The 13706-nt window shown below is 64.2% G+C and carries 12 protein-coding genes and 1 tRNA gene; 7 read left to right on the forward strand and 6 right to left on the reverse strand.

Annotation, left to right across the window (positions count from 1 at the left end; genetic code table 11):
• Position 1: 1 nt before the first annotated feature.
• From C8N34_RS01830 to C8N34_RS01845, 4 genes are read left to right on the forward strand one after another with little or no spacing between them, the layout of a single operon-like run.
• A complete protein-coding gene (locus C8N34_RS01830) occupies positions 2-1132 on the forward strand; it encodes a DNA polymerase III subunit delta' (RefSeq protein WP_108127148.1) in 1131 nt (376 codons plus the stop codon).
• Positions 1133-1135: 3 nt separating this feature from the next.
• Positions 1136-1936: a TatD family hydrolase gene (locus tag C8N34_RS01835; protein WP_108127150.1), complete on the forward strand. Its 801-nt coding sequence runs from the start codon at positions 1136-1138 to the stop codon at positions 1934-1936.
• Positions 1936-2730 (forward strand): MBL fold metallo-hydrolase, encoded by a 795-nt coding sequence (locus tag C8N34_RS01840; RefSeq protein WP_108127152.1) that lies wholly within the window; start codon positions 1936-1938, stop codon positions 2728-2730. The genes C8N34_RS01835 and C8N34_RS01840 overlap by 1 nt, the downstream gene beginning before the upstream one ends.
• Positions 2727-3662, forward strand: a complete 936-nt coding sequence (locus C8N34_RS01845) for an AEC family transporter (protein WP_108127154.1) — start codon at positions 2727-2729, stop codon at positions 3660-3662. The genes C8N34_RS01840 and C8N34_RS01845 overlap by 4 nt, the downstream gene beginning before the upstream one ends.
• 64 nt (positions 3663-3726) lie before the next feature.
• Here the strand turns inward: C8N34_RS01845 and C8N34_RS01850 are convergent, their stop codons facing one another.
• The 6 genes from C8N34_RS01850 to C8N34_RS01875 form a co-directional block, all read right to left on the reverse strand.
• Complete coding sequence (locus C8N34_RS01850) at positions 3727-4665, reverse strand: ABC transporter permease (RefSeq protein ID WP_054301276.1); 939 nt, start codon at positions 4663-4665, stop codon at positions 3727-3729.
• 88 nt (positions 4666-4753) lie between these two features.
• Positions 4754-6001 (reverse strand): ABC transporter permease, encoded by a 1248-nt coding sequence (locus C8N34_RS01855; protein WP_108127156.1) that lies wholly within the window; start codon positions 5999-6001, stop codon positions 4754-4756.
• An 88-nt stretch (positions 6002-6089) separates the two neighbouring features.
• On the reverse strand, positions 6090-7160 hold the full coding sequence (locus C8N34_RS01860; RefSeq protein ID WP_108127158.1) for an ABC transporter substrate-binding protein: 1071 nt from the start codon (positions 7158-7160) through the stop codon (positions 6090-6092).
• Between the two features lie 81 nt (positions 7161-7241).
• Positions 7242-8345: an ABC transporter ATP-binding protein gene (locus C8N34_RS01865; RefSeq protein ID WP_108127452.1), complete on the reverse strand. Its 1104-nt coding sequence runs from the start codon at positions 8343-8345 to the stop codon at positions 7242-7244.
• A gap of 416 nt (positions 8346-8761) precedes the next feature.
• A tRNA-Leu gene (locus C8N34_RS01870) sits at positions 8762-8848 on the reverse strand.
• Positions 8849-8959: 111 nt separating this feature from the next.
• Positions 8960-10483, reverse strand: coding sequence for a peptidoglycan-binding domain-containing protein (locus C8N34_RS01875; RefSeq protein ID WP_108127160.1), 1524 nt, complete (start codon positions 10481-10483; stop codon positions 8960-8962).
• An 87-nt stretch (positions 10484-10570) separates the two neighbouring features.
• Between C8N34_RS01875 and lipB the strand changes: the two genes are divergently transcribed.
• The 3 genes from lipB (at position 10571) to C8N34_RS01890 (ending at position 13625) form a co-directional block, all read left to right on the forward strand.
• On the forward strand, positions 10571-11242 hold the full coding sequence (lipB, locus tag C8N34_RS01880) for a lipoyl(octanoyl) transferase LipB (protein ID WP_108127162.1): 672 nt from the start codon (positions 10571-10573) through the stop codon (positions 11240-11242).
• A 138-nt stretch (positions 11243-11380) separates the two neighbouring features.
• Positions 11381-11812, forward strand: a complete 432-nt coding sequence (locus tag C8N34_RS01885) for a c-type cytochrome (RefSeq protein ID WP_054301175.1) — start codon at positions 11381-11383, stop codon at positions 11810-11812.
• A gap of 142 nt (positions 11813-11954) precedes the next feature.
• Entirely contained in the window at positions 11955-13625 is a 1671-nt protein-coding gene (locus tag C8N34_RS01890) for a cytochrome c oxidase subunit I (RefSeq protein ID WP_108127164.1), read from the forward strand.
• The last annotated feature ends 81 nt before the right edge of the window (positions 13626-13706 follow it).

Genomic DNA, 13706 nt, shown 5'->3' on the forward strand with positions numbered 1-13706 from the left:
CATGCCCTCGGTCTTTCTGGACGACTTTCCCGAACCCGACCGGATCGAGGGTGCCCCCCATCCGCGCGAGACCGCGCATCTTTACGGCCACGCGGCGGCACAGGCGGATTTCCTCGCTTCCTATCGGGCGGGACGGCTGCACCATGCCTGGCTGATCACCGGGCCGCGGGGCCTTGGCAAGGCGACGCTGGCCTGGAAGCTCGCGCGCTTCCTGCTGGCCACGCCCGCCGATGACGGCGGCATGTTCGCCCCGCCCCCGCCCGAGACGCTGGACATTCCAGCCGACCACCCGGTCGCCCGGCGCATGGCGGCGCTGTCGGAGCCCCGGCTTTACCTGCTGCGGCGGGGCCTGAACGAAAGCGAAAAGGCGGTGGCGCAGGATATTCTGGTGAAGGAAGTCCGGCTGCTGAAGGAATATTTCGCGCTTTCCGCCGCCGATGGCGGCCGCCGCGTCGCCATCGTGGACAGCGCCGACGACATGAACGTCTCGGCCGCCAATGCGCTGCTGAAGCTCTTGGAAGAGCCGCCGGGCAATGTGACCTTCTTCCTGATCTCGCATCAGCCCTCGCGGCTCTTGCCCACCATCCGCTCACGCTGCCGCGAATTGCGTCTGTCGCCGCTGGCGGCGGGCGACATGGCCGCCGCGCTGGATCAGGCGGGCACCGCCATTGACGACGCTCAGGCCATGGCGGAACTTGCCGGCGGCTCGGTCGGCGAGGCGCTGCGGATGATCCACCTCGACGGGCTGGAGCTTTACGGCAAGCTCGTCACCCTGCTGGGCGCCCTGCCCCGGATGGACCGGCCGCGCCTTCTGACGCTGGCGGAGACCGGCACCGGCAAGGGGAACGAGGCGAAGTTCGACCTGATGGTGTCGCTGATCGACCTCATGCTCGCACGTCTGGCGCGGGCGGGCACGCTGGGCATGACACCGCCCGAGGCCGCACAGGGCGAAGCCGCGCTGCTGGCCCGCCTGTCGCCCGACCCCTGGGCCGCGCGGGCATGGGCCGACCTTGCGCAAAGCCTGTCGGCGCGGGCACGGCGCGGCAAGGCGGTCAACCTTGACCCTGCCGCGCTTCTCATGGATATGTTCCTTCAGATCGAACAGACGGCGGCCATGCTCGCCGCAAGGTGACGCATGACCCTGCCCGAAATCGTAGACAGCCATTGTCACCTCGACTTCCCGGATTTCGAGGGTGAACTGCCGCGCATCATCGACGCGGCCCGCGCCGCCGGGGTGCGCCGCATGGTGACAATCTGCACCCGGCTGAAGAACGAGCCCCGCGTCCGCGCCATCGCCGAGGCGCATGACGGCGTATTCTATGCCGCAGGCACCCATCCGATGAGCGCGGCGGAAGAACCTATGGCGACGCTGGACGAGTTGATCGCGCTGGCCGCGCATCCGAAATTCGTGGGCATCGGCGAGACGGGCCTTGATTACCATTACACCGCCGACAGCGCCGAGGTGCAGAAGACTTCGCTGCGTCTCCATATCCGGGCGGCCCAGGAAACCGGGTTGCCGCTCATCATCCATTCCCGCGCGGCGGATGACGACATGGCGCAGATCCTGACCGAAGGCTTCCGCGAAAAGCCCTATGCCTGCGTCATGCACTGCTTTTCCTCCAGCGCGGAACTGGCGCGGGCGACGCTGGATCTGGGGTTTTACCTCTCGATGTCCGGCATCGCCACCTTCCCCAAAAGCCAGGAGCTGCGCGACATCTTCGCTGCCGCGCCGCTGGACCGCATCCTATTGGAAACCGACAGCCCCTATCTGGCCCCGGTGCCCTATCGCGGCAAGCGCAATGAACCGGCCTATACTGCCTTCACCGCCAGGACCGGCGCGCACCTGTTTGGCCTGACCGAAGCCGAGTTTGCCGCCGCCACAACCGCCAATTTCGACCGGCTGTTCCGCAAGGCCCGTGTGAGCGAGGCCGCCTGATGCATCGCTTCACCATCCTCGGCTGCGGATCGTCGGGCGGCGTGCCGCGCATCGGGGGCGACTGGGGCGACTGTGATCCGATGAACCCGAAGAACCGCCGCCGCCGCTGTTCCATGCTGGTGGAACGGATCGGGCCGGAGGGCACGACACGGGTGCTGATCGACACCTCGCCCGACATGCGCGAACAACTGCTGGATGCGGGCGTCGGCACGCTGGATGCGGTGGTCTTCACCCATTCACATGCCGACCATGTGCATGGCATCGACGACCTGCGCCAGATCGTGTTCAACCTGCGCCGCCGCCTGCCGGTCTGGGCTGACGGGCCGACGCAGGGCGCGCTGATCGACCGTTTCGGCTATGCCTTCGTACAGCCCGCAGGCTCGCCCTATCCGCCGATCCTGGACCTGAACACCATCGACGGCGATTTCACCATCGACGGCGCGGGCGGGCCGATTGTGCTGACCCCGTTCCTCGCCGATCACGGTTCCATCGACGCGCTGGGGTTCCGTATCGGCGGGCTGGCCTATCTGCCCGATGCCGTGGCGATCCCCGAGGCCAGCTGGCCTGCGCTGGCGGGGCTGGAGATCTGGGTGCTGGACGCGCTGCGCCGCAAGCCGCACCCCACTCATGCCCATCTGGCGCTGGCGCTGGAATGGATGACCCGTGCCGCGCCCCGGCGCGGCGTGCTGACCAACATGCATCTCGACCTTGATTACGAAACGCTGGCGGCCGAATTGCCGCCGCATATTGAACCCGCCTTCGACGGTATGGTTCTGGAGCTTCCTGACATATGAGCGCCCTTCTCGACGTCATCATGCCGGTCTTTCTGGTCATCGGGGGGGGCTGGCTGGCGGCGCGGGCGAAGCTGTTCAGCGATGCGGCCGTTGACGGGCTGATGCGGTTTGCACAGACCTTCGCGGTGCCGGTGCTGCTGTTCCTGTCAATCTCGCGGCTGGACCTGTCGGCGGCCTATGACATCGGCCTGTTCATCAGCTTCTATGCCGGGGCCTTTGCGGCCTTCGGCCTTGGCATCCTTGGCGCGCGTCTGCTGGGGCGGCCCGGCACCGATGCTGTGGCCATCGGTTTTGCCTGCCTGTTTTCCAACTCGCTGCTGCTGGGCCTGCCGATCACCGAACGCGCCTATGGCACTGATGCGCTGGCGGCAAACTACGCCATCATCTCGATCCACTCGCCGCTGCTTTACGCAACCGGCATCACGGTGATGGAACTGACGCGTAGCCATGGCCAGGGCCTGCCTGCAGGGCGGCTGGCGCGGCAGGTGCTGCGCGCGATCTTCTCGCAGCCCATGGTGCTGGGTATCTGTGCCGGGTTTTTCGTCAATCTGACCGGCCTGCCGCTGCCCGATTTCGCATGGTCGGCGCTGAAGATGATCGGCGGCGCGGCGATCCCGACAGCGCTGTTCGGGCTGGGTGGCGTTCTTTATCGCTACCGCCCCGAGGGGGACGGCCGTGCCATCGCGCTGGTCGTCGGGCTGTCGCTGCTGCTGCATCCGGCGATCACCTGGCTGCTGGGCAGCAAGGTTTTCGGCCTGTCCGTCGAGCAACTGCGCTCGGCGGTGGTGACCAGTTCGATGGCGCCGGGGGTGAATGCCTATCTGTTCGCGCATCTCTACGGCGTGGCGAAACGGGTGAATGCCTCGGCTGTGCTGCTGGCCACCGCCGCCTCCATCGGAACGATCTGGATGTGGCTGCATATCCTGCCGTGATCCCGGGAAATCAGAATGAAAAAGGGGGCCGCATGGCCCCCTTTCTGCATTCCTGACACCCGGATTACTGCGGGGTGACGCCCCGGATCCGCTCCGACCGGCGGCGCAGCAGTTCCACCGTGGCCAGCAGGGCAATCGAGATCAGCACAAGGATGGTTGCCACCGACAGGATGGCCGGGCTGATTGCCTCGCGGATCCCGTTCCACATCTGGCGCGGGATGGTCTGCTGGTCGGGACCGGCGATAAACAGCACCGCCACCACCTCGTCAAACGAGGTCACGAAGGCAAACAGCGCACCCGAGATCACACCCGGCAGGATCAGCGGCAGGACCACCTTGAAGAAGGTACGCGAGGGCGACGCGCCCAGCGAGGCGGCAGCGCGGCTCAGCGACTGGTCGAAACCGATCAGCGTCGCTGTCACGGTGATGATGACAAAGGGAATACCAAGTGTGGCATGGGCCAGCACGACGCCGGTATAGGTGGAGGTCAGCCGCCCGCATTCGAAGCCAAGCATGGAACAGGGGTTCGAATAGAAGAAGAACAGGCCGGTGGCGATAATGATGATCGGCACGATCATCGGCGAGATCAGAACCGCCATGATCAGCCGCCGATAAGGCATTTCGGACCGCGACAGACCAAGCGCCGCCAGCGTCCCCAGAACGGTCGCGACAATGGTTGACCAGAAGCCGATGATGACCGAGTTTTTTGCGGCCTTCACCCAGGCGGCATTGGCCCAGACATCTTCCCACCAGCTGCTGTCGCGCGGGGCATCCGGTGCGACCATGCCGTGCGTCAGCAGAAGGTCATACCAGCGCAGGCTGTAGCCCTCGGGGTCGAAGGTCAGCATCTTCTGCGTGAAGGTGAAATAGGGCTCGGCGTTGAAGCTGAGCGGCATGACGATCAGTATGGGCGAAATCAGGAAGACGAAGATCGCCACGCAGATGACGTGGTAGGTGTAATACCACAGGCGTTCCAGCGGATCGGCATAGACGGGAAGAGCCATCGGTTTCTCCTCGGGCCGGATCGCCGGGGGCGCTGCCCCCGGACCCCCGGGATATTTGGACCAGGATAAAGGGAGGCGCGGGGGCGCCTCAGCCCAGTTTCAGCTTGTCGATGCCGACGAGGCGGTCATAGAGCCAGTAGAGCACCAGAACCCCGGCCAGCAGCATCGCCGAAAGTGCGGCAGCCAGCGACCAGTTGGATTTGCTCATGTGGAACTGGATCAGGTTCGAGATCAGCTGCCCGTCGGCCCCCCCGACCAGAGCAGGGGTGATGTAGTAGCCGACCGCAAGGATGAAGGTCAGCAGCGCCCCTGCGCCGATCCCCGGCAGGGTCTGCGGCAGATAGATGCGGCGGAACGTTGTCCAGCTGGTCGCGCCCAGACTGCGCGCGGCACGGGCATAGGAGGGCTTGATCGTGCGCATCACCGAATAGAGCGGGAGCACCATGAAGGGCAGCAGGATATGCGTCATCACGATGATGGTGCCGGTCTGGTTGTAGATCATGGTGATCCGGCCATCATCACCGATCACGCCCAGTGAAACTAGGATATTGTTCACCACGCCCTGCCCTTGCAGAAGCACAATCCAGCTGGTCGTCCGCACCAGAAGCGAGGTCCAGAACGGCAGCAACACAAGGATCATCAGCAGGTTGGATTTCGACATCGGCAGCGTGGCCAGCAGATGTGCGATCGGGAAGGCGAGGATCAGGCAGAGGAACGTAATGACGCCGGACAGGATGAAGGTCTTGCCAAACAGCCAGAGATAGATGCGCTCGTTTTCCGGCACCCGCTCGATCCCGCCGTCGGCAGTGCGCTGGCGGTCGGTGGCGATCAGGTAGAAATCCGAGGTCCAGGGGCTGGAGGCTTCGCGCATCGCCTGCCAGATCACCGGCTCGCCCCATTTAGCATCCAGCGCCAGCAACGCCTCCTTGTAGGGCGGCTCCAGCTTGTCGGCGCCACGGGCGGAGGAGGTGAACAGCGACCGGGTGCCGGGCACGGTATAGTTGATCCGCGTGCCTGCCTCCCCCGCCGTCTTGTCCTTTTTCATCAGCGCGAGATCGGAGGCCAGCGCGGCATAGGCGCTTTCGTCGAAGTCGCTGCCATCGGGATGGCTGCTGAACCATTCGCCAAGCGCGGGGGCAGAATTGGAAAATCCGTCGTGATAGACCGAGCGTTGCAGCATCTGGCCAATCGGCAGAATGAAGGTCACCACCACGAACAGCAGAAGGGGCGCCACGAGGAGGAAGGCACGGCGTCGCGCGCGCGCCTGAGCGGCGGCCAGAGCCGCCTTGAGGGGGCGGCCGTCGGCAGTGGTCAATTGCGAGTATGCATCGGTCATCGTCAGTCCTTGAACAAGGCTGAAGCAGGGTCAGTCCGGGGAAACGGGAAGCCGGGCCGGGGTGAAATGCCCCGGCCCGGATCTGCCATCAGTTGGCGGCGAGCCAGGCGTTGAAACGCTCATTCAGCTCGGAATCGCGGTCGACCCAGAACTCGTAGGACGACGGCAGCGCGTTGGTCAGGTTTTCAGCGGCGGTGGGCATATGCGGGCCCATCTCGGTCTTGCCGTCCTGATAGAGACCGACCAGCGCGCCCGAGGATTTGCGGGCCGGGCCATAGCTGATCCACTTGGCCTGATCGGCAAGGCGCTGGGTGTCCGTCGCATAGGCGAGGAACTTCTTGGCCTCTTCGAGGTTCGGGGCACCTTTCGGGATCACGAAGAGGTCATATTCATAGACCTGACCGTCCCAGACCACCTGGAAGGGTTTGCCCTCGGCCACGGCGGCGGCGAAGATCCGGCCGTTATAAGCGGTGGTCATCGCCACCTCGCCATCGGCGAGCAGCTGCGGCGGCTGGGCACCGGCTTCCCACCAGATCGTGTCCTTCTTGATCTTGTCGAGCATCGCGAAGGCACGATCCACCCCTTCCGGGGTTTCCAGCGTAGCGTAGACATCGGCCGCCGGCACGCCGTCAGCCATCAACGCCATTTCGAGGTTGGCCTTGGCGCCCTTGCGCATCGCGCGCTTGCCGGGGAATTTCTCCAGATCGAAGAAATCGTGGATCGAGGTCGGACCTTCCGGGAACTTCGACGAGTCGTAGGCGAAGACGGTCGAGAACACGATGGTCGCAACGGCGCAATCGGTCAGCGCGCCCGGCAGGAAATCCTCGGTCGCCGGGGTGCCATCGGGAGCCGGGGGCAGCATGGCCGGGTCGATCTCTTCCAGCATGCCTTCGTCGCACAGGCGGATCGCATCGGCATATTCCACGTCGGCGATATCGACCGTCACGTTATTGGCTTCGACCATGGCCTTCACCGGGGTCGCCGGGTTGTCGGCGTCGACCATGGTGACCTTCACGCCGGTCTCGGCGCTGTAGGGCTTGATATAGGCTTCGGTCTGGCTGGTGCCGTAGGCGCCGCCCCAGGACATGACCGTAACATCGGCCACGGCCGGAAGGGCCATGCCGGTCAGGGCGGTCGAAAGGACGAGAAGTTTCTTCATGTTATGGTGCTCCCGTTGGTTGGACGTTATTGGCCGCGTCCTTGCGGCATCTCCGGCGGCAACCGCCGGACATTCGATATCTTACATCGGATCCAGCGCGCGGGCATCCGCCGGATGCCAGCCCACCTTGATCTGCTGACCGGGCGACAGTTTGGTCTGACCCAGCGTGTTGCGCATCTTCATCACGAAATCATCGCTGCCCGCCACGCGCAGCCGCACGCGCAGGATATCCCCCATATAGATCACCTCAAGCACGGTGGCGTCGATCATATGGGCGCCTGCCGGCATCATCTCGGGCTTAAACTCCACCCGCTCGGGGCGGATTGACACAAGGGTCTTCTGACCCTTCGCCGTCACGTTGACGGGCGTCGCGTCGATCAATTCGCCGGTTCCCAGACGCACCAGCGCCTTGTCGCCCGAAAGCTCCTCGATGGTGCCCGGCAGTTTGTTGTTCTCGCCGATGAACTGCGCGACAAAGCTGTTGTCGGGGCGTTCATACAGATCGGACGGCGGGCCAAGCTGCTGGATCTTGCCATCGTTGAACACCGCCACGCGGTCGCTCATCGTCAGCGCCTCGCCCTGGTCGTGAGTCACATAGACCACGGTGATGCCGAGGCTTTCGTGCAGGTGCTTGATCTCGAACTGCATGTGTTCGCGCAACTGCTTGTCGAGCGCGCCCAGAGGTTCGTCCATCAGCACAAGTGCCGGGTCGAACACCAGCGCGCGGGCCAGCGCGATCCGCTGCTGCTGGCCACCGGAAAGCTGGGCCGGGCGGCGGTTGGCAAAGGCACCCATCTGGACCATATCCAGCGCGCGCCTGATCTTGGCTTCGCGCTCGTCCTTGCCCATGCCGCGCACTTCCAGCGGGAAGGCGAGGTTTTCGCCCACCGTCATATGCGGGAACAGGGCGTAGTTCTGGAACACCATGCCGATGCCGCGCTTGTGCGGCGGTACGAGGTTGATGTTGCGCCCGTCCAGCCGGATCTCACCATGAGTGGCGGTCTCGAACCCGGCCAGCATCATCAGACAGGTGGTCTTGCCAGAGCCGGACGGCCCGAGCATCGTCAGAAACTCGCCCTTGCCAATGTTCAGGTTGAGGTCTTTGACCACCAGAGAAACGCCGTCATAGCTTTTCTGCACATGGTCGAAGACGACGAAATCGTCGTTGCGGGCTTCTGTCGTCACCCTGGTCTCCCCGTGTATCGGCAGGTCGTCCTGCACTTTCTCTTGTTCCGACTAAAGCGGATGCGTCGCTGCATTGCAACGCTGTTCTGATGCCCGGCAGTGTCGTTGCGTCACTGCCCCCATACCGGCAATAAAACGACACTTGTCCGCACGGCAGCGGCGAGAATGGAAAAGGCGGGCCTGAACCTGTCAAAATTGGCGCATTTCAGGTTCACAACCGGCATGACAGAGTCGATTCGCGGCATAATTGACAGAATCACTCAAAGTGCGGGCGAGGTCGCGATGTATGCAATGGCACACGAAAACGACATCGCGTGAACGGCGCCGGATGTCGTTTTCCATCATGCTGCAACTGCGAGATAGCCGGCCAGAATGACAAAAGCGCCGCGGCTTTCGCCCGGCGCTTCAGTCAGTCATGGTGCGGTTGAAAGGACTCGAACCTTCACGGGAGTTACCCCACAGCGACCTCAACGCTGCGCGTCTACCAATTCCGCCACAACCGCATGCTCTGGCTTGGTGACGGGCTGTTTAGCGAAGCCTCTGCGCGAAGGAAAGGGGGATTTCACCGCCCGCCGGAAAAATTTTATCCGACGGGCGGGGAGCGATCAAACGGCCTATTGGCCGAGCATCAGGCGGGGCAGCGCGGTCATCACCGAAACCGCCCGCGCGGCGACCGGCGTCGTCGCTGGGGGCGTAGCGGACGTGGCCTGCGGGGCCGCCGCGATCACCGTTTCCGCCGGAGCCGGTGCGGCCTCGACCACCACTTCGGGCGCGGAGGGTGCCGGCGCCAGAACCGGCAGCGGCGCGGCAGGCTGGGCCGGGCCATCGCTGCGGCCGTTCAGCATGAAGACTGCCTTGCGCACCAGATCCCCCTGCCCTGCGGGCGTGCCGGGCAGGCCAGGCGCCCCCGCGGGTGTCAGCTCAAACCAGCCCATCGCCAGATCGGGCCGCCGCGTCGCGCCGATCCCGTCGGCGAGGTGATAGCCCGGCAGGGCGGCATAGCCGCTTTCTCCCAGCGCGGTCAGCACCAGTGCCGATCCCAGCGCCACATCGGCATCATCCAGTGCATAGCCGACACCCAGACAGATCTTCGACGTGCCAGAAAGCTGCGCGGGCGACATGCCCGATCCGGCGATGAACTGTGTTACACCAGCCAGAACCTCGGGCGCAGGTTTCAGCGATACCGCCGTCACCTGATCCTTCAGCACGGGGCCAAAGGCCTTGCACTGATCCGCCACCTGCTGCGGTGTGACGCCCGGCACCGCACGCGACAGCGCCTCGCCCTGCTGGATCGCCGCCGCACGGCTAAGGCAGAACTGTTCTGACAATGCCTGTGCCGGATCGCTCATGTTGGCGACCGTCATATAACCGCCGTTGGCGTTGGTTTTCAGTGCGATCGTGTTGCAATGCGAGCTGAGCGAAACCAGAGTGCCACCGAAGGACGGCAAGGCTGGCGCTGCCGGGGCAGGCGCGGGTTCGGCCACCAGCGCGGGCAGCGCCGGTGCGGGCGCCACCGGCTGCACCGGCTCGGCGGCCATCATCGCACCGGCCCCGGCCATCGCACCGGCAACGGCCATGCCCTGCCCCGTCATCTGGCCCGCCATCTGACCCGGCATCTGCGTTGGCAGACCCGCCATCTCGTCCCGTTGCAGCAGCAGCAGGCCCTTGATCCCCATGGGATGCGTGCCCATCACCTGCATGACCTGCGGACCGCCCGCGACGGCACGGTGATAGGCCGTCACCAGCAGCGTGCGTTCATAGTCGGTCAGCTGCCCGGTGGGCGGATAGCCCAGCGTCGCCTGATAGGACGAGATCGCCGACCGGCTCTTTGGCCCCAGCGAACCGTCCGGCGTACCGACCGGATAGCCGAAGTGATTGAGCGCGGTCTGCACCTCGCGGTTCTGTTCGCGCTGCGCAGCCGAGATGCCGGTGGATTTCGTTGATTTCGTGCTGGTCGACCGCCGGGTGGTCGTCGTCTGCTTGCGGCGCTGCTGATCCTTGGCAATGGCATGACCGATGATGCCGCCAATCAGTGCACCGGCAATCGCATCGCCCGCATCGGCCCGAACCGGGCTGGCAGGCGACAATGCCATGGCTGCCGCCACGGCACAGGTGGTTGCAACTGTCCTGACTTTCATCGAAAGACTCCTGAAGAAAGGCGTAAGCTATCCTGTCAGCGTAACACGCCATCGTTACATTGCGAGAAAAAACCGCGTCTGAGGAGGATGCCCATGGTCGAATGGCGCCACATGCCGGGCCTCAGCCCCTATGCCGAGACACTGGCCGCGATGGAGGCCCGGGCGGCAGCCATCGCCGCGGGCGAGGCGGAGGAGGCGATCTGGCTTCTGGAACATCCGCCGCTTTACACCGCCGGAACTTCGGCCCGGCCCGAGGATCTGGTGGAGCCGGACCGCTTCCCGGTTCATGCGGTCGGGCGCGGCGGTCAGTATACCTACCACGGCCCCGGCCAGCGCATCGTCTATGTCATGCTGGATGTGAAGAAGCGCGGCGGCGATGTGCGCTGCTTCGTGCGCCACTTGGAAAACTGGGTCATCGCCGCGCTGGCCGAATTCAACGTGAAAGGCGAAATCCGCCCCGGCCGCGTCGGCGTCTGGGTCGAACGGCCTGACCGGCCACGCAATGCCGATGGCTCGGTCGCCGAGGACAAGATCGCCGCGCTTGGCATCAAGATCCGCAAATGGGTCAGCTTCCACGGCATATCGATCAATGTGGAGCCGGACCTGAGCCACTTCGGCGGCATCGTGCCCTGCGGCATCCGCGACCATGGGGTGACCAGCCTCGTCGATCTGGGGCTGCCCGTTACTATGGCCGATCTGGATGCCGCGCTGATGGCCACCTTCGACGCCGCGCTGGAGGCGCCGTCCTGCCGGGCCTAGACATTTTGACAATTGTCAAAGCGCGACAAGCCGCCTCATGGTAAAGCCTCGTGGCACGGCACTATCCATCTGCCGAAGCCCTAGCCACCGGACGCGCCCGCCGCGCGCCGGGCCTGACGCCAGACAAGGACGATCACGATGAAACTGACACTCACCGCCGCCCTCGCCACCCTTGCGCTCGCCGCCCCGGCCTTTGCCGGAGACGCCGCCAAGGGCGAGGCCGATTTCAAGAAATGCAAGGCCTGCCACATGATCGTCGCCCCGGACGGGACCGAGATCCAGAAAGGCGGCAAGACCGGCCCGAACCTTTATGGCGTGGTCGGCCGCAAGGCGGGGTCGCTTGAGGGCTTCAATTACTCCAACGCCCTGGTCAAGCTGGGCGAGGCCGGTGAGGTCTGGACGGAAGAAGACATCGCGCATTACGTCGCCGATCCGAACAAATACGTCGATGAAAAGACCGGCGACAAGACGCTGAAGACCAAGATGACCTTCAAGCTGACCAAGGGCGGCGAGGACATGGCGGCCTATCTCGCCTCGGTCGCTCCGGCGCCCGAAGGTGCGTCGAACTGACGCACCATCTTGCGGAGTTTGCGCGGCTTTTCTTGATCTGCGTCAAAGTCTGCGATTGCCCGCAGGGCAGTGCCGCTCTAGTAATGGCTCATAATGCGGCCGGGATTCCCTTCCCGGCCGCTGGGACATAAGGGAGCAACGTATGGCAGACGCAGCCATTCATGGTCATGACCATGATACCCGCGGGTTCTTCACCCGCTGGTTCATGTCGACCAACCACAAGGACATCGGGATCCTCTATCTGTTCACCGCCGGCCTCGCCGGGCTGATCTCGGTGGGTTTCACCGTTTTCATGCGGCTTGAACTGATGGAGCCGGGCGTTCAGTACATGTGCCTCGAAGGCACCCGGCTTTTCGCGGATGCCACCCGCGAATGCACGCCGAACGGCCATCTCTGGAACGTGTCGATCACCGCGCACGGCATCCTGATGATGTTCTTCGTGGTCATTCCGGCGCTGTTCGGCGGCTTCGGCAACTACTTCATGCCGCTTCAGATCGGCGCGCCGGACATGGCGTTCCCGCGCATGAACAACCTGTCCTACTGGCTTTATGTCGCGGGCACTTCGCTCGCCGTGGCCTCGGTGTTCTCGCCGGGCGGCAATGACCAGCTGGGTTCGGGTATCGGCTGGGTGCTCTATCCGCCGCTCTCGACCTCGGAAGGCGGCTATTCGACCGACCTCGCCATTTTCGCCGTGCACCTCTCGGGCGCCTCGTCGATCCTCGGCGCGATCAACATCATCACCACCTTCCTGAACATGCGTGCCCCCGGCATGACCATGCACAAGGTGCCGCTGTTCGCCTGGTCGGTCTTCGTCACCGCCTGGCTGATCCTGCTGTCGCTGCCCGTGCTGGCTGGCGCCATCACCATGCTGCTAACCGACCGGAACTTCGGCACCACCTTCTTCCAGCCCTCGGGCGGCGGTGATCCGATCCTCTACCAGCACATCCTGTGGTTCTTCGGTCACCCGGAAGTGTATATCGTGATCGTGCCGGGCTTCGGCATCGCGTCGCAGGTCATCGCTACCTTCTCGCGCAAGCCGATCTTCGGCTATCTGCCGATGGTCTATGCGATGGTCGCCATCGGCGTGCTGGGCTTCGTCGTCTGGGCGCACCACATGTACACCGTCGGCATGTCGCTGACCCAGCAATCCTACTTCATGATGGCCACCATGGTGATCGCGGTGCCCACCGGCATCAAGATCTTCTCGTGGATCGCGACGATGTGGGGCGGCTCTATCGAGTTCAAGACGCCGATGCTGTTCGCGCTCGGCTTCCTGTTCCTGTTCACCATCGGCGGCGTGACCGGCATCGTTCTGAGTCAGGCCGGTGTGGACCGCGCCTATCACGACACTTATTACGTCGTGGCGCACTTCCACTACACCATGTCGCTGGGCGCTGCCTTCTGTATCTTCGCCGGGATCTACTTCTGGTTCGGCAAGATGTCGGGCCGCCAGTACCCGGAATGGGCGGGCAAGCTGCACTTCTTCATGTTCTTCATCGGTGCGAACCTGACCTTCTTCCCCCAGCACTTCCTCGGCCGTCAGGGGATGCCGCGCCGCTACATCGACTATCCCGTGGAATTCGCCTACTGGAACCACGTCTCGTCGATCGGCGCCTTCATCTCGTTCGCCTCGTTCCTGTTCTTCCTCGGCATCGTGTTCTACACGCTGTTCGCGGGCAAACGCGTGCCCGAAAAGAACTACTGGAACGAATATGCCGACACGCTGGAATGGACGCTGCCCTCGCCGCCGCCGGAACACACCTTCGAGCAACTGCCGAAGCGTGAGGACTGGGACAAGGGCCACGCCCACTAAGCGCTGAAACCACAGAAGGCCCCGGCACCGCGCCGGGGCCTTTTGCATTCCGCCTCCCGCCCCTTCATCTGTTCGCAAATA

This window comes from Gemmobacter caeni (assembly GCF_003054195.1).
GTDB classification, from domain to species: Bacteria; Pseudomonadota; Alphaproteobacteria; order Rhodobacterales; family Rhodobacteraceae; genus Gemmobacter; species Gemmobacter caeni.

Bases quoted from the DNA above. Each gene is read 5' to 3' on its own strand.
- C8N34_RS01830 (WP_108127148.1), top strand. From the start codon at position 2: ATGCCCTCGGTCTTTCTGGACGACTTTCCCGAACCCGACCGGATCGAG.
- C8N34_RS01835 (WP_108127150.1), top strand. From the start codon at position 1,136: ATGACCCTGCCCGAAATCGTAGACAGCCATTGTCACCTCGACTTCCCG.
- C8N34_RS01840 (WP_108127152.1), top strand. From the start codon at position 1,936: ATGCATCGCTTCACCATCCTCGGCTGCGGATCGTCGGGCGGCGTGCCG.
- C8N34_RS01845 (WP_108127154.1), top strand. From the start codon at position 2,727: ATGAGCGCCCTTCTCGACGTCATCATGCCGGTCTTTCTGGTCATCGGG.
- C8N34_RS01850 (WP_054301276.1), bottom strand. From the start codon at position 4,665: ATGGCTCTTCCCGTCTATGCCGATCCGCTGGAACGCCTGTGGTATTAC.
- C8N34_RS01855 (WP_108127156.1), bottom strand. From the start codon at position 6,001: ATGACCGATGCATACTCGCAATTGACCACTGCCGACGGCCGCCCCCTC.
- C8N34_RS01860 (WP_108127158.1), bottom strand. From the start codon at position 7,160: ATGAAGAAACTTCTCGTCCTTTCGACCGCCCTGACCGGCATGGCCCTT.
- C8N34_RS01875 (WP_108127160.1), bottom strand. From the start codon at position 10,483: ATGAAAGTCAGGACAGTTGCAACCACCTGTGCCGTGGCGGCAGCCATG.
- lipB (WP_108127162.1), top strand. From the start codon at position 10,571: ATGCCCATGGTCGAATGGCGCCACATGCCGGGCCTCAGCCCCTATGCC.
- C8N34_RS01885 (WP_054301175.1), top strand. From the start codon at position 11,381: ATGAAACTGACACTCACCGCCGCCCTCGCCACCCTTGCGCTCGCCGCC.
- C8N34_RS01890 (WP_108127164.1), top strand. From the start codon at position 11,955: ATGGCAGACGCAGCCATTCATGGTCATGACCATGATACCCGCGGGTTC.